The following is a 20,367-nucleotide window of genomic DNA, read 5'->3' as shown; positions in this document are numbered from 1 at the left end:
CAGGCGCAACGCTTTCCTCACTACACCCCGCCCATTCATAAAAACCTATTGATAGGAATGAAATTAGTAGTATCCTATCTATCTCTTATGGACCGACCCCTCGACGAGCGCACCGTGCTGCAGATGCAGCTCAGCTCCGGCCTGCTGTACGCAGGGCGGCAGTGGCAGCGCCTGGCCGACAGCCGGCTCGGCAGCTATGGCATCTCCACCGCCTGCACCATGCCGCTGCTGATGATCGGCCGCTCGGGCGGTGGCATCCGTCAGGTGGCGCTGGCGCAGCAGCTGGGCATGGAAGGTCCCTCCCTGGTACGCCTGCTGGACAAGCTGTGTGCCAGCGACCTGGTCCGCCGCGAGAGCGACGCCAGCGACCGCCGCGCCAACCTGCTGTGGCTGACCGACGCGGGCCATGCGCTGGTCAGCGAGCTGGAGGACCAGTTGATCGGCCTGCGCCAGGACGTGTTCGGCGAGCTTTCCATGGATGAGCTGCATGCCGTGCTGAAGGCATGGCGCCTGCTGGCCGAGGCCGCCGACCGCATCACGTAAGACCGCTGCCCCCGAATACCGCCGCTGCCGTGCACACGCCAGCGGCTTTTACCCGTTGCTGTTGTTTCGTTGTTCCTCCCCTCCCCCACCTCGCCCCCGCCCCTACCGATGCCCGGTGAATTCAGTCTCCACGGAGTGTTCGTCCCGACCCTGCTCGGGTTGATGTTGTTGGCCTATCTGGTCAACAGCGGCCTGCACGCGCTGCTGCAGCGTGCCGGCGCCTATCGCCATGTATGGCACCCGGCGCTGTTCAACCTGGCGCTGTACGGGATCGTGCTTGGCCTGCTGTTCCACCTCCTGCGTTGGATGCAATCGTGAACAAGATCGTGAAGAAGACCCTGCCGGTGCTGCTCACCAGCGCAGCCGTGATCGTCGCCCTGCTGGTACTACGCCAGCTGTGGGTCTATTACATGGATGAGCCGTGGACCCGCGACGCCCATGTCGGCGCCGACGTGGTGCAGGTGGCGCCGGACGTGTCCGGGCTGGTGGAAACGGTGCAGGTGGCCGACAACCAGGCGGTGAAGAAGGGTGACCTGCTGTTCGTGGTCGACCGCGCCCGCTACCGCATCGCGCTGGAGCAGGCCCGCGCCAGCCTGGCCGAGCGCCAGGCATCGGTGGCGCAGCTGCGCCGCGAGATCGGCCGTGACCGCAGCCTGCAGGACCTGGTCGCCGCCGAGGACGCCGAAGTGCGCCGCGCCAAGCTGCAGGCCGCACAGGCTGCGCTGGCCACCGCACAGGCGGCGGTCGACCTGGCCGAGCTCAACCTGGGGCGTACCGAGGTGCGCGCACCGGCCGATGGCCGGGTCAACGACCGCACCCTGCGCGTAGGCGACTACGTGGTGGCCGGCAAGCCGGTGCTGGCACTGCTGGATACCGGCTCGTTCCGCGTCGATGGCTATTTCGAGGAAACCCGCCTGCGCGGCGTCGCCCCGGGACAGCGTGTGGACATCCGCCTGATGGGCGAATCGGCACCGCTGCGCGGCCATGTCGAGAGCATCGCCGCCGGCATCGAAGACCGCTACCGCAGCAACGGCAGCACCCTGCTGCCGAACGTGACCCCGGCCTTCGACTGGGTGCGGCTGGCACAGCGCATTCCGGTGCGCATCGCCATCGACGAAGTACCCAAGGGCGTGGAACTGATCGCCGGCCGCACCGCCACGGTGACCGTGGACACCGGCCGCCATCCGCACAACGACAAGGCCGGCACCGCGCCGACACAGGCGGTCCTGTGAACGCTGCACTGCCCCGTCTCGGCCTGATCGTCGCGCTGGCCAGCCTGGCCGCGTGCAGGACCGTCGGCCCGGATTACGCCCTGCCGGAAGGCTCGGCGTTCAAGCGGCCGGAGGCCAATGCGGCCTTCATCGATACCAAGAACCCGCAGGTGGCCGCCAACCAGGCGCTGCCCGACCGCTGGTGGTCGCTGTACAACGACCCGGTGCTGGACGGCCTGATCACCCAGGCGCTGCGTGACAACGTCGAGCTCAAGGCCGCCGATGCACATCTGCGTCGTGCCGCGGCGGTGTACGAACAGGCGCTGGACGCCGGTGGCTTCGAGTACGAGGCCGAGGCCGGCGTCAGCCGCGCGCAGCTGTCGGCCGAATCGTTCCTGCAGGAGCACGAGCTGCCGGTGATCAACCTGGCCGATGGCAAGTTCGCGGTCAGCTACCAGTTCGACCTGTTCGGCAAGCTCAAGCGCGGCGCCGAAGCAGCGCGTGCCGACGAGCAGTCGGTCGCTGCTGCGCGCGACCTGGCCCAGGTCAGCGTGGTGGCGCAGGTGGCCGACAGCTACCTGGAGATCTGCCACGCCAACCACGAACTGCACGTGGCCGAGCATTCGCTGCAGCTGCAGCAGCGCAGCCGCACGGTCACCGAGCGCCTGATCGCGGCGGGCCGTGGCACGCCGCCGGAACTGGCCCGCGCCAACGCCCAGGTGGCGCTGCTGGAGGCTGCACTGCCGCCGCTGCATGCGCAGCGCTCGGCGGCCGCCTATTCGCTGGCCGCCCTGCTCGGGAAGACCCCGGGCCAGCTGCCGGCCGGCGTGATCGACTGTGCGCACGCCCCCGGCCTGGCGCAGCCGTTGCCGGTTGGTGATGGCCGCGCGCTGCTGCAGCGCCGCCCGGACGTGCGCCAGGCCGAGCGCAAGCTGGCCTCGGCCACCGCGCGGATTGGTGTGGCCACCGCCGAGCTGTACCCCGACATCCGCCTGGGTGCCTCGCTCGGTGCCGCCGGCCTGCTGGAGGACTTCGGCACGCCGATGACCCAGCAATGGTCGATCGGCCCGCTGATCTCGTGGACGCTGCCGTCGTCAGGCACGCACGCGCGCATCCACGCCGCCGAAGCCGGGGCCGATGCGGCCCTGGCCGAGTTCGACCACACCGTGCTGCAGGCGCTGCGTGAGACCCAGACCGCGCTGGACCGCTATGCACAGGACCTGCGCCGGCTGCAGTCACTGCGCATCGCGCAGGAGCAGGCCGCGCTGGCCGCCGAGCAGAACCGCCGGCTGTACCAGGGTGGCCGTACGCCGTACCTGTCCAGCCTGGATGCCGACCGCAGCCTGGCCACCAGCGATGCCACCCTGGCGGCTGCCGAAGCGCAGGTTTCGCGCGACCAGATCCACCTGTTCCTGGTGCTGGGTGGCGGCTGGCGGGCCAGCGCCGCCGCGCCCAACGCCTCGACCGCAGCGAAGTAAGCCATGAACGCGCTGACCGACCGCCAGGCCTGGCTGTTCTCGATCAAGACCTACCTGGCCGCGGTGGCCGCGCTGTACATCGCCATGGCCGGCAACCTGTCGCGCCCGTACTGGGCGATGGGCACGGTGTACATCGTCAGCCAACCACTGCTGGGCCCGACACGTGCCAAGGGCGTGTACCGCATCGTCGGCACCCTGGTGGCTGGCCTGGCCACCCTGCTGGTGCTGCCGGCGCTGGTGGAAACACCGCTGGTGCTGAGCGCGGCGATGTCGATCTGGCTGGCCGGCTGCCTGTTCATGGCCCTGCTCAACCGTGGCCCGCGCGGCTATGCCTTCCTGCTGGCCGGCTACACCACCGCCTTCATCGGCTTTCCGGCGGTGACCTCGCCGGAGACCATCTTCGACACGGTGGTGGCACGCAGCGAGGAGATCATCCTCGGCACGGTGGTGGCGGTGCTGTTCGCCTCGCTGCTGTTCCCGGCCTCGGTACGCCCGATGCTGCGCGCCCGCATCGGCAACTGGATGGAGGACGCCGCGCAGTGGTGCCGGCAGATCCTTGAACGTGGCCGCGCGCATGCACCGCGCAACCGGCTGGCCGCCGACCTGGTGCAGTTCGAGGCGTTGATCGAGTTCCTGCGCCGTGACGATCCGCGCCATGCCGGATCGGCGGTGTCGATGGAGCGGCTGCGCGAGCGCATGCTGCTGCTGTTGCCGGTGCTGTCCTCGATCGCCGACCGCCTGAGCGCACTGCGCAGCCATGGCCAGGCCCTGCCGGAAGGCCTGCCGGAGCTGATCGACGACATCCATGACTGGCTGGACGGGCCCACCAACGCCAGTGAGTACGCCCGCCTGCGCGCACGCATCAGCGCGCTGAAGCCGCAGGTGGACCGCGACCTGCAGCACCTGCAGCTGGCCAGCCTGCTGCTGCGCCTGGAGGAACTGGTGGACCTGTGGCAGGACTGCCGCACCCTGCAGCACGCGATTGACCACGGCACCGCGCCGCTGGACCGCGCGCACTACCGCATCCGCACCGAACGCGTGGCCGCCGACAAGCACGTCGACTACGGCATGGCGCTGTTCTCCGCGCTCAGTGCCGGCGTGGCACTGATGAGCTACTGCGTGCTGTGGATCGCGCTGGGTTGGGAGGGCGGTGGCAACGGCGCGATGATGGCCGCGGTGACCGCCGCGTTCTTCGCCGCGCAGGACGATCCGGCACCGAGCATGGTGTCGTTCCTGGTATGGGCGATGGTCGCCTCGGTGGTGGCCGGCGTGTATCTGTTCGGCGTGTTCCCGGCCGTGCACGACTTCGGCCTGCTGGCGCTGGTGCTGGCGGTGGCGTTCCTGCCGCTGGGGCTGATGCTGCATCACCCCAAGAGCGCGCTGTTCGCACTACCGCTGACAGTGAACCTGGCGGCGCTGCTGAGCCTGCAGAACACCTACAGCGCCAACATCCAGACCTTCCTCAACTCGTCCATCGCGATGTTCATCGGCATTGGCTTTGCGGTGGTGATGACCCGCCTGTTCCGTTCGGTGGGCGCCGAGTGGACCGCGCGCCGGCTGGTGCGGCAGGGCTGGACCACGCTGGCCGAAGCCGCCGAAGGCCGTGGCCAGCAGGACCGCCAGCGCTTCGCCGCACGCATGCTGGACCTGCTGGGCCTGCTCGCGCCGCGCCTGGCAGCAACGCCGGAGGGCAGCGACATCGCCTCGGTGGACATGCTCAATGAAGCGCGCATCGGCCTGAACATCCTGCAGTTGCGCCGCGCCCGGCTGGAACTGCCCGAGCGCAGCCGCGAAGCGGTCGAGCACATCCTGGAAGAGGTCGCCGTGCACTACCGCCGGCAGATCGCTGCGCGCAAGCCGATCGTGGCAGCCGACGCGTTGCGCGAGCGGCTGGATACCTCGCTGGGACGGGTCGGCAGCGTGGCCGCCTGCAAGGCCCGCGACGAGGCGCTGATGGGCCTGATCGGCCTGCGCTTCGCGCTGTTCCCGGAGGCGAAGGCGCTGGCACCGGGGTGGTCGGACGCCGACGCTGCATCAGCCTGATAATGATCGGTGGCGCCGGGCGATGCCCGGCAGCCTTCCGCCACGGCAGCAGGATGGTTCAATGAGTTACGACATGATGGTGTTCGAGGCCAGTGCCGCCCCACGTGAGGCAACGGCATTCATCGCCTGGTTCGAAAAGCAAACGCAGTGGAACGAACGCCACGAGTACGACGACCCGGTAGTCAGCAGCCCCGCGCTGCGGGCGTGGTTCGCGGAGATGGCGCAGGACTTCCCGCCGTTGAACGGGCCGCTGAGCAACGACGATGACGACCGTGCCGAGGTGACCGAGTACAGCATCGGTCAGCAGGTGATCTATGGCGCCTTCGCGTACTCGGTGGCCGAGCGCGCGCATGGGCGCGTGCAGGATCTGGCCGAGAAGCACGGCGTGGGCTTCTTCGACGTGAGTGCTGATGAAGCGGCGATCGTGTTCCCGGATGGGCTGGTGTTGATCGCGGAATGAAGGGGGCGGCAGGGCGGCACCCTGCACCTGCCGAATCAACGTCAACGTCAACGGCAAAAGCCTGCATTCCGTGGGTTGGCGGGGTGGGTCCGGTTGCGGGGGAAGCTGCAAGTACGTCCCTGTAAGCTCGGTCGCCGCATCCATGCGGCTCACGCCCCCTCAACCGGACCCACCCCGCCTTCGACAGATCTCCACAATCTGTCTGGATGGCATGGCCTGCTCTTGGTAGGTGTCGACCTTGGTCGACACGTAGATCCACGCCATGCGTGGATGAGGGTGCGCGTTGTGATTGGAGGAATTGGAAGGACTGAGGTCAGAACAGCTGGCCCTGCACCGTCGGTTCTTCGATCGGTGTCGATGGCGCTTCGATCACGTCTTCCGCACCCAAGCGCCAAGCCAGGCCACCCAACCGGCTGGCGTGGCGTTTCAATGCGGCCTGCAGCACCTCTGCGCTGCCCGCCACATGCAGCACCTGGCGGGCGCGGGTCAGGCCGGTGTAGACCAGTTCGCGCGACAGCACGCGGCTGTCCTGGCGTGGCAGCTGCAGCCACACTTCATCGAACTCCGAGCCCTGTGCCTTGTGCACGGTCATCGCGAAGGCGCTTTCGTGCGCAGGCAGTGCGGCCGGGTGGAAGGCACGTGGTTGTTCAACGGTGTCGCCCGGGAACCAGGCCACCATCGCGCCGCTGCCATCGCGCAGGCAGATGCCGATATCGCCGTTGAACAGGCGGTGGCGGTAGCTGTTCTCGGTGACCAGCAGCAGGCGCCCCTGGAAGTAGCCCGGGGTGTTGCCGGCCAGCAATTGTTCGATGCGGCTGTTGAGGCCGCGCGCACCTTGCGGGCCCTCGCGCAGCGCGGTCAGCACGCGCAGGCGCCCGGCCTGCTGCAGGGCAAGCACTGGATCGGCCGCGTCGGCCAACGCGCGCCAGTGGCCCAGCAGGTGCTCGCGCTGGCCGCGCAGTGGATCGGCTTCGCCTTCGTGGAAATGCACGCCGGCCAGTTCACCACTGCGCAGGAGCTGCAGCGCGGTACCGCTGTCGCCCTCGCGCACGGCATGGGCCAGCGGTGCCAGGTCCAGCGCGTCGCTCTGCCGGTAACCTCGCTGCAGCTGCACGCGACGGCCTGCAAAGGCGCGCGGCGTGGCCTGTGGTTGCAGCGTAGCCGGAAGCAGCAGACCCTGCAGTGCCTGCGCATCGTCGGCGCGGGTGCCGATGCCATCACCGCTGGCGCGCAGGATCGCGCTGAGCACGTCGCCGGCCTCGACCGAGGGCAACTGATCGGGGTCGCCAAGCAGGATCAACCGGGTGCCGCTGGCGATCGCGTCGACCAGCTTGGCCATCATCGGCAGATCGATCATCGAGGCTTCGTCGACCACCACCACGTCCACCGGCAACGGGTTGTCGGCGTGGTGGCGGAAGCGCGGCGAATCCGGGATCACGCCGAGCAGGCGATGCAGGGTGGTGCCGGTACTGGGCAATGCCGCGCACAGCGCCGGGTCCACGCCGTTCTCCTGCAGCCTCTGCACGGCAAGGCGCAGGCTCTCGGCCATGCGCTCGGCGGCGCGCCCGGTCGGCGCGGCCAGCGCCACTTCGGGCAACGGCTGGCCAGCGTGACGGGCCTGCGCTGCCAATAGCAGCAGCAGGCGGGCGATGGTGGTGGTCTTACCGGTGCCGGGGCCGCCGGTGACCAGCGCCAGCGGATGGCGCAGGGTCACGCCCGCTGCGCGTGCCTGGTGATCCTCGCTGCCCAGTGCCTGCGGGAACAGCTGCGCGAACAACGGCGCCAACGCCGTCATGTCCGGGGCCGGCAGCGGATGCCGGCCGATACGCTGCAGACCGGCCGCCAACTGACGCTCGTACTCGCGGTAGCGGCGCAGGTAGAGCAGGCCGTTTTCCAGCACCAGCGGTGCATCCTCGGCGATGGCCTCGGCGTGCTCCGGCGTCGCTACCCACGGCGATGCACACAACTGTGCCAACCAGTCCTGCGCGGCAGGCCACTCGGGCACGCCTTCCAGCAACCGCTGTGGTTGCGCAGGGTCGAACGCGGCGTGGCCCTGCGACACCACCAGCGAGGCCAGCGCCGCCGCCAGCGCCACGCTTTCCGGCGTGTCGTCGCGCAGCCGCATCAGGCTGGTCGCCAACGCATGGTCGAGGGTGCGCAGCTGGCCCTTCTGGTGCAGTTCCTTCAACAGGCTCATGCGCTGGCTCCACGGGCACGCGCGGCCAGTTCGGCCTGGGCCTGTTCGCCACCGGCGAACAGTGCGTCCAGCGCATCGACCAGCGCCAACGGGAAACGATCCACATGCACGCCGTTGCCAGCGGCATCCAGGCCGCGGCAGAACAGGTAGCGGATGCCGCCCATGTCACGGTCGTAGTCGTAGGCCGCGCCCAAGCGGAAGCGCAGCCAGCGGTGCAGGGCCACGGTGTAGATCAGCGCCTGCAGGTCGTACTCGCTGTGGCGCATGGCAATGGCCAGCAGATCCGGGCTGTAGCCCGGCAGGCGGTTGGACTTGTAGTCGAGCACGTACCAGCGCCCGTCGCGCACGTAGGTCAGGTCGATCATGCCGGTCATCAGCCCTTCCAGCCGACGGCGCTGGCCGAAGCCTCGACGACCACTGGAAACGCCATGCGCATGCAGCACCTGCAGCAGCGCCGGCACCGTGGTCGGCTCGATGGCGAAATGGAAGTCGATTTCCGCGCGGCGTTCACCTTCGCCGAGGCTGTGCAGCGCACCGCCTTCGGGCAGCGGCGCGGTGAGCGTGTGACCGACCAGCGGCACCAGCACGGCCACGCCATCGTCCAGGTCGACATCGGCATAGCCTTCGTCGTGCAGCGCCTTGCGCAGTATCTCGGCCTGCCCCTCAGGGGCTTCCATGCCCGGCTGCCAGTCACCCCATGCGGCGAAGTCGACGTTCTCCATCGCCTCGTGCAGCACGTTGCCGAAACGGCTGCCCATGAAGCGCGGATCGATCGGCGCGCTGTCTTCGGCGGCAGCGGCGGGTTCGGGCAGCGCCGGTTCCAGCGGCAGTTCCGGGCCGGCTGGTTCATCAGCCGCCGGTGCTGGCAGTTCGGTGGCCGCCGCTTCGATGTCGTCGCCAGCGCCAGCATCGGCATGGGCCAGCTGGGTGAAGCTGTAGACCCACCAGTCGTGCGGCACGCGCCGGGTCAGTGCACGTACCGCCGGTAGATCACCTTCCACTTCGGCGGCCAACTGCGGCAGCGCGGTCGGTGCCTCACTGTCATCGATGTGCACATCGGCGTGCACGCGCAGCGCCTGCAGGTCACCCAGCAGCGGCGCCAGACGTGTCCTGCCGAGCCCGGCCAGATCACCTACGGCGATCCACAGCGCATGCTCGGCGCGGGTCAGTCCCACATACAGCAGGCGCGCGTCCTCGGCGCGCTGCTCGTGCTCACGTTGGCTGCTGGCCGCTTCCCAGGCCTCGTCCTTGCCCAGCTTCCAGTGCAGCTGGCGCTGGCCGCCCACATGCACCGTACAGTGCGAGGCGGTGTTCGGCGCACCGCCGTCGATCCCGACGAACGGCAGGAACACCAGCGGATACTCCAGGCCCTTGCTCTTGTGCAGGGTCATGATCTGCACGCGGCGCGCATCCGATTCCAGGCGCAGCAGCTGCTGCTCGTCATCCTGGTCGGCGCTGGCCATCTGCCCCTGCAGCCAGTCCAGCAGGCCATGCATGCCCAACGCCTGCGCCGAAGCTTCCTGCAGCAGTTCGCCCAGCTGCAGGTAGTTGGTCAGGCGGCGCTCGCCGTCAATCAGCGCCAGCAGGCGTTCGCCCTGCGCGGCACAGACATCGGCGATCACCGCGAACGGCCCACCGCGCTGCCAGCGCTCGCGCCAGTGCAGCAGCTGCGCCTGGAACCCGCGTTGCAGGTCGCCCTCGCGCTCCATCGCGGCGATCGCACTTGCGCGCTGGCCGAGCAGTACCGTGGCCAGCGCTGCACGCAGGCGGCCTTCGTCGGCCGGTTGCAACAGTGCCAACAGCAGCGCACGGAGGTCACGCGCTTCCGGGGTGGAGAACAGGCTCTGCTTGCCGGCTGCCACTGCCGGAATGCCCACCGCGGCCAGCGCGCGCTGTACCAGGGTGGCCTCCCGATGCGAGCGCACCAGCACCGCGATATCACCGGGTTGCACCGGGCGCCCACGCAACACGGCATTGCCCGCACGCGCCTCGACCAGGATCTGGTGAATCGCGGCCACGCAGGCCTGGGTCGCTGCATCGCGCGAGGCATCGGCGCTCATTGCCTTGTCGCCGCCACTGCGCAGCACGCGCAGGGTGAGTGCCTTGGCGGCCTGGCCGTCGCGCAGGTAGTCCGCATCGCTACGCACGCCACCGGGCCGCACCGGCTCGAACTGGATGTCGCGTTCGAGGAAGGCGTCTTCGCCACCGTTGTCATACAGCGTCTGCAACGCGCGCAGCACAGACGGTCGCGAGCGGAAGTTCTGGTCCAGCACCGGCGCCTGCTGCGCCACCTGCTTGGCCTTCAGGTAGGTGTGGATATCACCGCCGCGGAAACCGTAGATCGCCTGCTTGGGGTCACCGATCAGGAACAGCGCCGGCGCCAGGCCCAGCTCGCGCACCTCCGGCGAATCACCGAACACGGTGTGGAAGATGCCCCACTGGCGGTCGTCGGTATCCTGGAACTCATCGACCAGCGCGATGCGGTACTGCGCGCGCAGCTGCCTGACCAGCGTCAGTCGCTGCGGGCCTTCCAGGGCGAGCGCTACGCCATCGATCAGATCGTCGTAGGTCTGTACCCGGCGTGTACGCTTCAGCGCCTGCAGGCGCTGCGTGGCTTCGGCGCGAAGCGTGTGCAGGAAATTCAGCGCGGTACCACGCAACCAGGCATCGCGTTCGGCCAGCAGCGCGACATAGCGCGACAACGGCGCCTGCAATGGCGAGGACGGCGTGCGATCCAGGAATTTCTTGTTGGTCTTGTCGGCCAGCACCTCCGGCAACAGTGCCGGCAGGCGTTCGCTGGCCAGCAGCTCGCGCGGTTCGCCGCGCTCGGCCCAGGCCAGCAACTGCCGGCTCAGCGGGTGCAGCCAGCCGAGCTTGTAGGACACGCCGTTGATCCACTTGTTGTCGACGGCATCGCAGAGGTCGATGAAGAACTGCTCGCCATGCTCGCGCACGCTTGCCGAGAGTGCTTCCGCCGCGCGCTGCAATGCCGGGTGTGGGTCGGCCAGCGCCACCGTCTGCGGCAACGGATGCAACGGCGGCGTGCCGAGCAGCGCGCGCAGATCGGCGGCCAGCGCGTCCGGGGTGGACCACAGCCAGGTCAGCGGTTCCAGCGTGGCCGGGTCGTTGGCATGCACGCGCCACAGATCAGCGGCCAGCTCCTCCAGCAACTCACGATCGCTGGCCAGCAGTTCCGGCGGATCAAAGGTGTGGCCGCTTTCCAGCGCATGCTCGCGCAGCACCCGGGTGCAGAAGCCGTGGATGGTGAAGATGGACGCCAGGTCGATCTCATCGGCGGCCACCTGCAGGCGGCGTTTCAGCGCAGCGGCGCTCTCGGTGCCACCGTGCAGATGGCGCTGCAGCACGTCGCGGGTCAATCGCACATCCGGTGCTTCACCGTCGGCCGGCTCCAGGTCGACCAGGCGCGCGGCCAGCGCCAGGCGCTCGCGGATGCGCTTGCGCAGTTCCTGGGTGGCGGCATCGGTGAAGGTCACCGCCAGGATCTGGCCGATGCGCAGGCCCTGCTCCACCACCAGGCGGGTGAACAACGTGGCCAGGGTGAAGGTCTTGCCGGTGCCGGCGCTGGCTTCGATCAGCCGGATGCCCTCCAGCGGCAGCGCCAGATAGGGATCGCGGCTGAGGGATTCGCTGCCGTCTTCGGTGATGGCGGTGTTCATGCGCTGCCCTCCTGGCGTGCTTCGGTGCCGAGAGCGCGGCCTTCGCGCACCGCGCTGAAGACCACCTGGCTGTTGCGCAGCAGGTCGGCGTAGCTGGCATCGGTAGCGAACGGGTCGGCACCCCGCAGCAGCAGCTGCCAGGCGTCGCTGCTGGATTCACCCCAGGTGCGGTCGCTGCCGTGCCACTGCTTCCAGCCTTCGCTGCGCTGCTTTTCTGCCGGCGCGTTGTACAGCACCCAGCCGGTGTACGGGGCAAAGCGCAGCGGCTCGCGCAGGCCACGCTGGCGCAGCTGCAGCAGCGCACGCAGCGCCGCACGTGCAGCGGGAACGCTCAGTGCCGGCAGTACATGCGGGCCGGGACCGGCGTCGCCGCCATCATGGAACTGCACAAGCGGCAGCGCATCGCCCGCAGCGTTCGCCAGCAGCCAGTCCAGGCCGTGGCGGATCACTGCATTGCCATTGAGTGTGCCGGCACGCAGGCGCACCAGCCCTTCGGGATGCCGATCGGCGACGCGGCCATGCAGGCGCACGCCATCAATCTCCACTTCGTAGCGACGGCTTTCCAGCGGTTCGCCCTGCATCCAGCCCAGCAACGCACTGGCATACGGGCCGGTCTTCAATTGTTCCACCTCGAACTGGCGCTCGCCCAATGGGCCGGACGGCAGCAGGCCGCGCGCGCGCAGCCGCGGGTACAACGGCTCGGTATCGCCGCTGAGCGTGGCACGTACCACCGCGGCCTGCACGCTGCGCTTTTCCGGCCCGCGCGAGGACAGCACCAGCGGTTCCAGGTCATCGACTTCCTCGACGTCGTCGGCCAGGCGCAGGCCCAGCGACTGTGCGAGGAACTGCCCGGCCGGGTCGCACAGGAAGCGGCGCAGGGTATCGAGCGCGACTTCGTCTTCCACCGCATCGTCGAGCGGCGGCGGCAACGAAGCATCGAACCACGGCTGCAGGCCGCCGCGCTGGCCGGTGAGACGACCGGCGGCCGGATGCCATTGGCGGCGATAGCTGAAGCGACGTGGATCGCCATCACCGAACGCCGCCGGTGAGAACGGCTGCAAGGCATGTCGCACGGTGAAGTCGCGGACCGCCGCAGGCGGATCGAGGTGATACGCGGCGGCGGCATCGATCAGTTCGCTGACCAGCACCGACGGTTCGCGCACGCTGCCATCGCGCGGATCGGCGCCGAGATAGCTGAGATAGAACACCTCCTGCGCGGCGGCAAACAGCTGCAGGAACAGGAAGCGATCATCCTCGCGGGTGGAGCGGTCGCCTGGACGGCGGCGCGGCGTGTCCAGCTCGGCGGTGAGCTGGTTGAGACCGGCCGCCGGGTCGCGGCGCGGGAAATCGCCATCATTGAGACCGAGCACGCAGATCACCCGGAACGGCAGCAGGCGCATCGGCACCATGCGGCCGAAGCTGATGCCACCGGTCAGCAGCGGTGCGCGCGTATCGGCCTCGCCCAGCGCGCCTGCGAAGTGCGAACGCACCACCTCCGGCGGCACGCCGTCTTCGAAACCGGCCTTGGCGGCATCGTCGGCAAACTGGTTGAGCAGCTTGCGCAGCCGCTCCAGCGCGCGCTGGCTGTTGGGCGAGGTGGGCGTGTTCGGTAGCAGTGCATCCAGCAGCGACAGCAGGCGCTGTCGCCACTGCGCCGGGGTCAGCAGTTCGCCCAGGCGGCGCTGGTAGATGGCCAGCACGCGCAGCAGGCGCAGCAGCCGGTCCAGCGCGTCCAGCGCGCCGCCTTCCAGTTCGATCCACGGCGCCACGCCGGCCAGGTCGGCCTCGCTACCGGTGGCATGACCGAGTACCAGGCGATCCAGGGCGAACTGCCAGGTGTAGGCGTCGTCGGCCGGTGCCTGGTGCTGGTTGCGGTGTTTCGCGTCCAGGCCCCAACGTGCGCCGGCCTGCTGCAGCCAGCCATGCAGGCGGTCGAAATCCACCGCTTCCAGCCCGGCCGCTTCGGCCAGCGGCGCGCTGGCCAGCAGGTCCAGCACTTCGTTCAAGCCAAAGCGCGAGACTGGCAGGCCCAGCAGATGCACGAACACATCGGCCAACGGCTCGCCTGCCAGTGGACTGCTGTCGGCCAGCGCATACGGAATGTGCTCCTCCTCGCCGCCACGACCGCCGAACACCGCTTCCAGGTACGGCACATAGGGATCGATGTCCGGCGCCAGCACCGCGATCTCGCGCGCCTGCAGCGGCGGGTCGAAGCGCGGGTCCTGCAGCAGGCTGCGCAGCTGGTCGTGCAGTACCTGCAGCTCGCGCAGGCGGGTATGGCAGGCATGCACCTGCAAGCTGGGATCGTCGCTGCGCAGAGCCTCGCGCACCTCACCCGAGGGCAATGCGCGGCGGTGGAACAGGTCACGCTGCAGGCGATGCAGCAGGCTGTCGGACAGGCCGCCTTCGTCCAGCGTCGGCCGGGTGTCCTCCTCCGGATCGGAATAGGCGGCGATCTCGCCGGCCGGGTGCACCACCTCGTAACTGCCCAGCACCGCCATGAAATCGCGGCCGGCCGCACCCCAGGCTTCCAGCAGGCGGTTCTCGCCGGCCGCTTCACCGAAGGGATCGGGCGCGCCGCTGCGCAGGCGCTCGGCCAGCGTCTGCAGGTCGCCCCAGTACGACTGCACCGGGGTAGGCATATAGAAATGCAGCTCGCCTACCCGCGCCTGGGTGGCCATCACCCGCAGCACGTCGGGCGAGATGTTGAGCGTCGCGAACGCAGACATGCGCGGCGGCAAGCCCTGCGGCAGCGGCTGACCGGCGCCTTCGAAGCGGTCCAGGTACTCCTGGATGCGGCGGGCGCGGTAATCGTGGCCATGGGTGATGGTGCGCCACAGGATCGCCTGTGGGTCGGCCGGATCGGCGCCGGCCGCCCAGCGCAGCAGCCAGTCGCGCCGCCAGGCCTGGTACTTCTCGAACACCGAAGCCAGCTCGCCGGCCAGCGCCCACGGCTTCAAAGCATCATCGCCGGCAAGATAGGACTGCAGCGCGCGCATCGGCGGCTGCGCCAGCAACGCCGGATCGCGCAGTGCCTGATACAGCTTCCAGTGCAGGCCGGCCGCGTCCAGATCGTCCTGCTCACCGCTGACGTTGGCCTTCAGCGCCCGGGCCACGAACTCGCCTGGAGTCAGGAATTCGAGGTTGGCGGCGACGCCGAACTCCGCGGCCAGTGTCGCTTGCAGCCAGCGCCGCATCGCCACCTGCGGGATCAGCACCACTTCCGGCGCCAGCAGCGGCTGGCCCGAAACCGGCGCACGCACGTTGCGTGCCAGCAGCGCGGCCAGCACGTCCAAGGAGTTGGAATGGTAGAGGCGGAAATCGCTGCCTGGGTCACTCATCATGCACAGTGTGCAGGACGGCAGGCAGTATTCAATGGTCAACCCATCGCCGGTACGGATTGTTCCGGGCTTCCGGCCGATTGTCCCGGCCTACGCGAGGCCTTGCCGTGCAACAATACTGGACCGTCCAGTCTGCTTATGTTCAGCCGGCGGGCCCGATCCTTCGATGTCTAAAAAACGTTAATGGTGCCCATGTCGGCTTCCGCCTCCAGTCTGGTGCAGTTATCCAACGTCCGCATCGACCGGAGCGGGCGCACGATTCTGCGCGACGTGTCGCTGCAGGTGCCCAAGGGCAGCATCACCGCTGTGCTAGGTCCGTCCGGCAGCGGCAAGTCGACCCTGCTGGCGGCGCTGACCGGCGAACTGCGCCCGGTCGCCGGCGAGGTCACCCTGTTCGGCAAGCCGATCCCGCATGACAGCGGCGCGCTGCTGGAAATGCGCAAGAGCGTGGGCGTGCTGCTGCAGGGCAACGGCCTGCTGACTGACCTCACCGTGGCCGAGAACGTCGCCCTGCCGCTGCGCACGCACACCCGCCTGCCCACCGCCGTGCTGCGCCGCCTGGTGCAGATGAAGCTGCATGCGGTGGGCCTGCTGGCCGCCGCCGATGCCTGGCCGCGCGAGCTGTCCGGTGGCATGGCGCGCCGCGTGGCGCTGGCCCGTGCACTGGCGCTGGACCCGCCGCTGATGATCTACGACGAGCCGCTGACCGGGCTGGACCCGATCGCCTCGGGCGTGATCATGAGCCTGATCCAGCGCCTCAACCACAGCCTGGGCCTGACCAGCATCATCGTCAGCCACCACGTGCACGAGACCCTGCCGATCTGCGACCAGGTGATCGCGATCGCCAATGGCGGCATCGTATTCCAGGGCACGCCCGAGGCACTGCAGTCCAGCCAGGACCCGCTGTTGCGGCAGTTCCTGCACGGCCAGCCCGATGGCCCGATTCCGTTCGATGCCGCACCACGCGCGAGGGTTGCCTGATGCCGTTCGTCCAAGCCACCCGCTCGCTTGGCCGCGCCGGCCTGTTCTCGCTGACCGTGCTGCGCGGTTCGCTGCCCACGCGTGACTTCCTGGCCGAGCTGACCCGCGAGATCTACAAGATCGGCGCGCGCTCGCTGCCGATCATCGCCGTCGGCGGTGCCTTCGTCGGCCTGGTGCTGACCCTGCAGGGCTACCGCACGCTGACCACCTTCGGTGCGGCCGACGCGCTGTCGACCCTCCTCGGCCTGTCGCTGTACCGCGAGCTGGCGCCGGTGCTGACCGCGCTGCTGTTCATCGGCCGCGCCGGCAGTTCGATCGCCGCCGAACTGGGCCTGATGCGTGCCACCGACCAGATCAAGGCGCTGGAGCTGATGGCGATCGACCCGGTGGCCAAGGCGGTGGCGCCACGTTTCTGGGCGGCGGTGCTGACCGTGCCGTTGCTGACCGGCATCTTCTGTTCGCTGGCGATCAGCGCCAGCTATTTCGAAGCCGTGCACGTGCTGGGCCTGGACAACGGCGTGTTCTGGTCGGCGCTGCGCAACAGCGTGGACTTCTGGGACGACTTCGGCGTGGCAATGCTGAAGTCGGCGATCTTCGGCGGCACTGCCGCGCTGGTCGCCGCCTACGTAGGTTTCCATGCCGAGCCGACCATTGAAGGCACTTCGGTGGCGACCACCCGTGCGGTGGTCAACGCCTCGCTGCTGGTACTGATGTTCAACTTCGTGCTGTCGGCAATGTTGTTCACCTAACCCCTCCACCGGCGGTGCGCAGGCGCGCGCGGCCACAACGACTCGATCAGGTAATCCACATGGCCATCCGCGGTCCCAGACTCGAATTCTCCGTCGGCGCTTTCCTGCTGCTGGCCCTGGCCTCGCTGATGGTGCTGGCCGTGGCCTCGACCAACCAGCGCTGGAGCTGGGGCAGTGAAGGCTATGACCTGAAAGCGCGCTTCTCCCAGGTCGGTCAGCTGCGCAAGCAGGCGCCGGTGAAGATCGGCGGCGTCACCGTCGGTCAGGTCGCCTCCATCGACCTGGACCCGGTGAAGTTCGAATCGATCGTGACCCTGCGCATGGACAGCAAGGTCAAGGACCTGCCGGCAGACACCTCGGCCGGCATCTTCACCAGTGGTTTGCTCGGCGAGAGCTATATCGGTCTGCAGCCGGGCGGTGATCCGGACGTGCTGAAGGCCGGCGACGAGATCGTCTTCACCCAGCCGGCAGTGGATCTGATCCAGCTGGTCGGCAAGTACATGTTCAGTGGCGGTGCCGGTGGCGGCGCTGCTCAGAAGCCCAACGATGGCGCGCAGGCGCCTGCAACGGAACCGCAACCATGAAGATAAAACTGATCCCGGCCCTGCTCGCCTCGGCGCTGCTGGCGGCCACTCCGTTCCTCGCCCAGGCACAGGCCGCCGCTCCCGCCGCTGCCGCGACGCAGGGCCAGGCCGGCAAGGTGGTGATCGATGCCAGCAGCCGCATCCTGTCCACGCTGCAGCAGCGCAAGAGCGAGTTCACCAGCAACCCGGCCAGCCTGCGCAGCTACATCGACAGCGAGCTGACCCGTACCTTCGACCGCGACTATGCCGCGCGCCTGGTGCTGGGCCCGCACGCCCGCGGTGCCTCCGACGCCGACATCAAGCTGTTCGCCGATGCCATGGCCGACAGCCTGATGCAGCGCTACGGCTCGACCCTGCTCAACATCCAGGGCAAGCCGAGCTTCCGCCTGAAGGGCGAGAGCCCGCTGCCGGGCAACCGCGGCGTGCGCGTGAGCACCGAGCTGGTGCGCGCCGGCAACGAGCCGACCCCGGTCGAGTACTGGATGCGCAACGTGAACGGCCAGTGGAAGATCTTCGACGTCAACATCGAAGGCATCTCCTACGTGCAGACCTTCCGCAACCAGTTCGACACCCCGCTGCGTCAGAAGGGCATCAAGCAGGTGGCCACCGAGCTGCATAGCGGCAGCATGCAGGCCGGACCCGCGGGCAATGGCAAGTAACGCACTGGCGCTGCTGGAAGGCGACACCCTGCGCCTGCGCGGGGTGCTCGACCGTGCTGCGGTGATTGCGCTGTGGCCACAGCTGCAGTCGCTGCCGGCCCAGCTGGCACGCCTGGAACTGGGCGAGGTCGAGCGCGTGGACAGCGCCGGCCTGGCCCTGCTGGCCGAGCTGGCCGCACGTGCGGGCAAGGCCGGCCATCCGCTGGCGATCTCTGGTGCACCGGCGGGTTACAACGAGCTGAGCGCGGCCTACCGGCTGTCGCCCGACCTGGATTTCAACGCTACTTCTGCTGCGAGCTGACATGAACGTCGTACGCACTCTCCCCCTGATCGTCCTGGCCACCGCCCTGACCGCCTGCGCCGGCAAGCCCGCACGCAGCGATGCGCCAGCGGCCAGCACCGTGGTCCCGGCCAGCACCATCGCCGAGGTCTCCGCCCCCACCGCCGATTCCGCTACGGTCGATACCGCACCGGCAGCGGCCGTGGTTGCCGCACCTGCGCCGGCCACGCCGCCATCGGCACCGGCCCGCAGCGCCGACACCGATGCGGCCAGGGCCGCAGCGGCGACCGCCCCCGGCGGTGATGACGACTTCGATGCCCTCTATGGCGGTGCCGGCAACACCGGCAGCGCGGCGGCCTACGATCCGTGGGAACCGTTCAACCGCAAGGTGCACACGTTCAACAACGCGGTCGACCGCGGTATCGCCCGTCCGCTGGCTACGGCCTATACCCACGTGGTGCCGCGCTTCGCGCGTACCGGCGTCAGCAACTTCTTCAGCAACCTGCGCGCGCCGGTGACCATCACCAACCAGCTGCTGCAGGGCCGTGGTGCCGATGCGTGGGACAGCCTGGGCCGCTTCCTGATGAACAGCACGCTGGGTATTGGCGGCCTGTTCGATCCGGCCAGCAAGGCGATGGTGCCGCGTCGCAACGAAGACTTCGGCCAGACGCTGGGCGTCTGGGGTTGGCGGCGTTCGCGCTACGTGGAACTGCCGTTCTTCGGCCCGCGTACCGTGCGCGATGTGTTCGGCCTGGCCGGTGACATTCCGCTGTCGCCGATTCGCCGCATCGAAGAGGACAAGGTCCGCATCGGCCTGCAGGGCCTGCAGCTGGTCGATACCCGCGCACAGCTGCTGGCGATCGACGACCTGCGCGACACCGCCGTGGACGAGTACTCGCTGGTCCGCGATGCGTGGATGCAGCGCCGCAACTACCAGATCGAGAACGATCTGCGCAGCAAGCGCGACCGTGGCCACGACGACGCCAATTCGCCGATCCCGGTCGATGCGATGCCGATGCCGCAGTGGACGCACTGAGTCCTTTCAGCGACACATGAAAAACCCCGCCTCGGCGGGGTTTTTCTTTTCCGGTAGGTGCCAACCCGGGTTGGCACGCTTTCCTCAGGCCGCCAGCGCGGCCTCGATGGCTTCGCGCAGGCGCGCGTCATCGGCAGCCACGTCCGGGGCAAAGCGCGCGATGACCTTGCCGTCGCGGCCAACCAGGAACTTCTCGAAGTTCCACAGCACCGCCGGTGCTGCGTGGATCGGGATCTCCTTGCTCGCCAGGCGCTCACGCAGCGGGCCTTCACCGATCGACTGCGGCTGGGCGGCGGTCAGCTGCTGGTACAGCGGATGGGTGTCTTCACCAGCCACGCTGATCTTGGAGAACATCGGGAAGCTGACGTCATAGGTGAGCTGGCAGAACTGCTGGATCTCCGCCTCGCTGCCCGGCTCCTGGCCGAGGAAGTTGTTGGCGGGGAAGCCCAGCACTTCCAGGCCCTGCGCGTGCTTTTCCGCATACAGCGCCTGCAGACCTTCGTACTGCGGGGTCAGGCCGCATTTGGAGGCGACGTTGACCAGCAGCAGCACCTTGCCCTGGTAGTCGGCAAGCGAGGACGGCTGGCCGTCGATGGTGGTGAGGGAAATGTCCTGGATCGAGGTGCTCACGCGGGGGCTCCGGCAACAGCGGGGAATGGCCGACCAGCATAGCGCCGCGCGCGCTGTTGTAGCGCCGAGCATGGGCTCGGCTCTACAGGACATCTTCAGTCAACGCAGATCGTGCCCTGCGCCTTGCCGTCATCAATGCGCTGGCGGCAGCCGAAGGTCTGGCTGGCATCGCGTTGGCAGGTACCTGTAGCGGGGCTGCCGGCAGCCACCTCGCCCGTGGCCAGGCACTGGCCGCTGCAGTCACTCTTGCGACTGCAGACCTTGCCAGCGTCGGCATAGGGAATCACGCACTGCTCGCGCTGCAGCCGGCCAAGCCGCTGCAGGGTGCCGCCGGCTGCCTGGCAGTCGACGTCACGCGCTTCGCGGTACGCCTCGGCTGCTTCAGGGCTGGTAGCTGCAGCAGGTGCCGCCGCCGTATCGGCGGCCGGTGGTGCGCTGCTGCAGGCGGCAAGCAGCGCGGTCAGGACAAGGCTGGTGAAGCGGCGCAGGCGCATGACG

The 20,367-nt window shown here is 68.7% G+C and carries 16 protein-coding genes and 1 pseudogene; 12 read left to right on the top strand and 5 right to left on the bottom strand.

Annotated elements, in window-relative coordinates; genetic code table 11:
* Window positions 1-87 precede the first annotated feature (87 nt).
* The 6 genes from N5J73_RS08720 (at window position 88) to N5J73_RS08695 (ending at window position 5,735) form a co-directional block, all read left to right on the top strand.
* Complete coding sequence (locus N5J73_RS08720; protein ID WP_012481667.1) at window positions 88-543, top strand: MarR family transcriptional regulator; 456 nt, start codon at window positions 88-90, stop codon at window positions 541-543.
* A 108-nt stretch (window positions 544-651) separates the two neighbouring features.
* Window positions 652-861 carry a DUF1656 domain-containing protein gene (locus N5J73_RS08715; protein WP_010487502.1) on the top strand — a complete coding sequence of 70 codons (210 nt, stop codon included), beginning with the start codon at window positions 652-654 and terminating at the stop codon, window positions 859-861.
* Complete coding sequence (locus N5J73_RS08710; RefSeq protein ID WP_049444559.1) at window positions 858-1,775, top strand: HlyD family secretion protein; 918 nt, start codon at window positions 858-860, stop codon at window positions 1,773-1,775. The genes N5J73_RS08715 and N5J73_RS08710 overlap by 4 nt, the downstream gene beginning before the upstream one ends.
* Complete coding sequence (locus N5J73_RS08705) at window positions 1,772-3,232, top strand: efflux transporter outer membrane subunit (protein ID WP_164078619.1); 1,461 nt, start codon at window positions 1,772-1,774, stop codon at window positions 3,230-3,232. The genes N5J73_RS08710 and N5J73_RS08705 overlap by 4 nt, the downstream gene beginning before the upstream one ends.
* Window positions 3,233-3,235: 3 nt before the next feature.
* The gene (locus N5J73_RS08700; RefSeq protein ID WP_049444556.1) at window positions 3,236-5,275 is read left to right on the top strand and encodes an FUSC family protein; all 2,040 of its coding nucleotides are present in this window, start codon (window positions 3,236-3,238) and stop codon (window positions 5,273-5,275) included.
* A gap of 61 nt (window positions 5,276-5,336) precedes the next feature.
* Window positions 5,337-5,735, top strand: a complete 399-nt coding sequence (locus tag N5J73_RS08695; RefSeq protein ID WP_049444554.1) for a hypothetical protein — start codon at window positions 5,337-5,339, stop codon at window positions 5,733-5,735.
* A 313-nt stretch (window positions 5,736-6,048) separates the two neighbouring features.
* Here the strand turns inward: N5J73_RS08695 and recD are convergent, their stop codons facing one another.
* Genes recD through recC form a run of 3 tightly spaced genes read right to left on the bottom strand, consistent with a single transcriptional unit; the run spans window position 6,049 to window position 14,953 of the window.
* Complete coding sequence (gene recD, locus N5J73_RS08690) at window positions 6,049-7,932, bottom strand: exodeoxyribonuclease V subunit alpha (RefSeq protein ID WP_049447395.1); 1,884 nt, start codon at window positions 7,930-7,932, stop codon at window positions 6,049-6,051.
* Window positions 7,929-11,609 carry an exodeoxyribonuclease V subunit beta gene (gene recB, locus N5J73_RS08685; RefSeq protein ID WP_049447396.1) on the bottom strand — a complete coding sequence of 1,227 codons (3,681 nt, stop codon included), beginning with the start codon at window positions 11,607-11,609 and terminating at the stop codon, window positions 7,929-7,931. The genes recD and recB overlap by 4 nt, the downstream gene beginning before the upstream one ends.
* Complete coding sequence (gene recC / locus N5J73_RS08680) at window positions 11,606-14,953, bottom strand: exodeoxyribonuclease V subunit gamma (RefSeq protein ID WP_049447397.1); 3,348 nt, start codon at window positions 14,951-14,953, stop codon at window positions 11,606-11,608. The genes recB and recC overlap by 4 nt, the downstream gene beginning before the upstream one ends.
* Before the next feature lie 189 nt (window positions 14,954-15,142).
* On the opposite strand from recC, the gene N5J73_RS08675 reads away from it, so the two are divergent.
* The 6 genes and pseudogenes from N5J73_RS08675 to N5J73_RS08650 all read left to right on the top strand — a co-directional run bounded on the left by N5J73_RS08675 (window position 15,143) and on the right by N5J73_RS08650 (window position 19,239).
* Window positions 15,143-15,931 (top strand): ATP-binding cassette domain-containing protein, encoded by a 789-nt coding sequence (locus N5J73_RS08675; RefSeq protein ID WP_041864700.1) that lies wholly within the window; start codon window positions 15,143-15,145, stop codon window positions 15,929-15,931.
* Entirely contained in the window at window positions 15,931-16,680 is a 750-nt protein-coding gene (locus N5J73_RS08670; protein ID WP_005414955.1) for an MlaE family lipid ABC transporter permease subunit, read from the top strand. Before N5J73_RS08675 ends, N5J73_RS08670 begins: the two co-directional genes overlap by 1 nt.
* 59 nt (window positions 16,681-16,739) lie before the next feature.
* Window positions 16,740-17,204 (top strand): annotated as a pseudogene (gene mlaD / locus N5J73_RS08665) (outer membrane lipid asymmetry maintenance protein MlaD); the annotation flags it as partial.
* A gap of 56 nt (window positions 17,205-17,260) precedes the next feature.
* Complete coding sequence (locus N5J73_RS08660) at window positions 17,261-17,923, top strand: ABC transporter substrate-binding protein (protein ID WP_164078618.1); 663 nt, start codon at window positions 17,261-17,263, stop codon at window positions 17,921-17,923.
* A complete protein-coding gene (locus N5J73_RS08655; protein WP_049447399.1) occupies window positions 17,913-18,224 on the top strand; it encodes an STAS domain-containing protein in 312 nt (103 codons plus the stop codon). Before N5J73_RS08660 ends, N5J73_RS08655 begins: the two co-directional genes overlap by 11 nt.
* 1 nt (window position 18,225) lies before the next feature.
* Window positions 18,226-19,239: a VacJ family lipoprotein gene (locus N5J73_RS08650; protein ID WP_049447400.1), complete on the top strand. Its 1,014-nt coding sequence runs from the start codon at window positions 18,226-18,228 to the stop codon at window positions 19,237-19,239.
* An 84-nt stretch (window positions 19,240-19,323) separates the two neighbouring features.
* On the opposite strand, the gene N5J73_RS08645 is transcribed toward N5J73_RS08650, so the two are convergent.
* Entirely contained in the window at window positions 19,324-19,869 is a 546-nt protein-coding gene (locus tag N5J73_RS08645; RefSeq protein ID WP_049447401.1) for a glutathione peroxidase, read from the bottom strand.
* A gap of 95 nt (window positions 19,870-19,964) precedes the next feature.
* The gene (locus tag N5J73_RS08640) at window positions 19,965-20,363 is read right to left on the bottom strand and encodes a hypothetical protein (RefSeq protein WP_049447402.1); all 399 of its coding nucleotides are present in this window, start codon (window positions 20,361-20,363) and stop codon (window positions 19,965-19,967) included.
* Window positions 20,364-20,367 lie beyond the last annotated feature (4 nt).

The organism is Stenotrophomonas sp. GD03654, assembly GCF_029845105.1.
GTDB classification, from domain to species: domain Bacteria; phylum Pseudomonadota; class Gammaproteobacteria; order Xanthomonadales; family Xanthomonadaceae; genus Stenotrophomonas; species Stenotrophomonas africana.
Note: the sequence above shows the minus strand (reverse complement) of the source record. Positions and strands in the feature narration are given on the sequence as shown.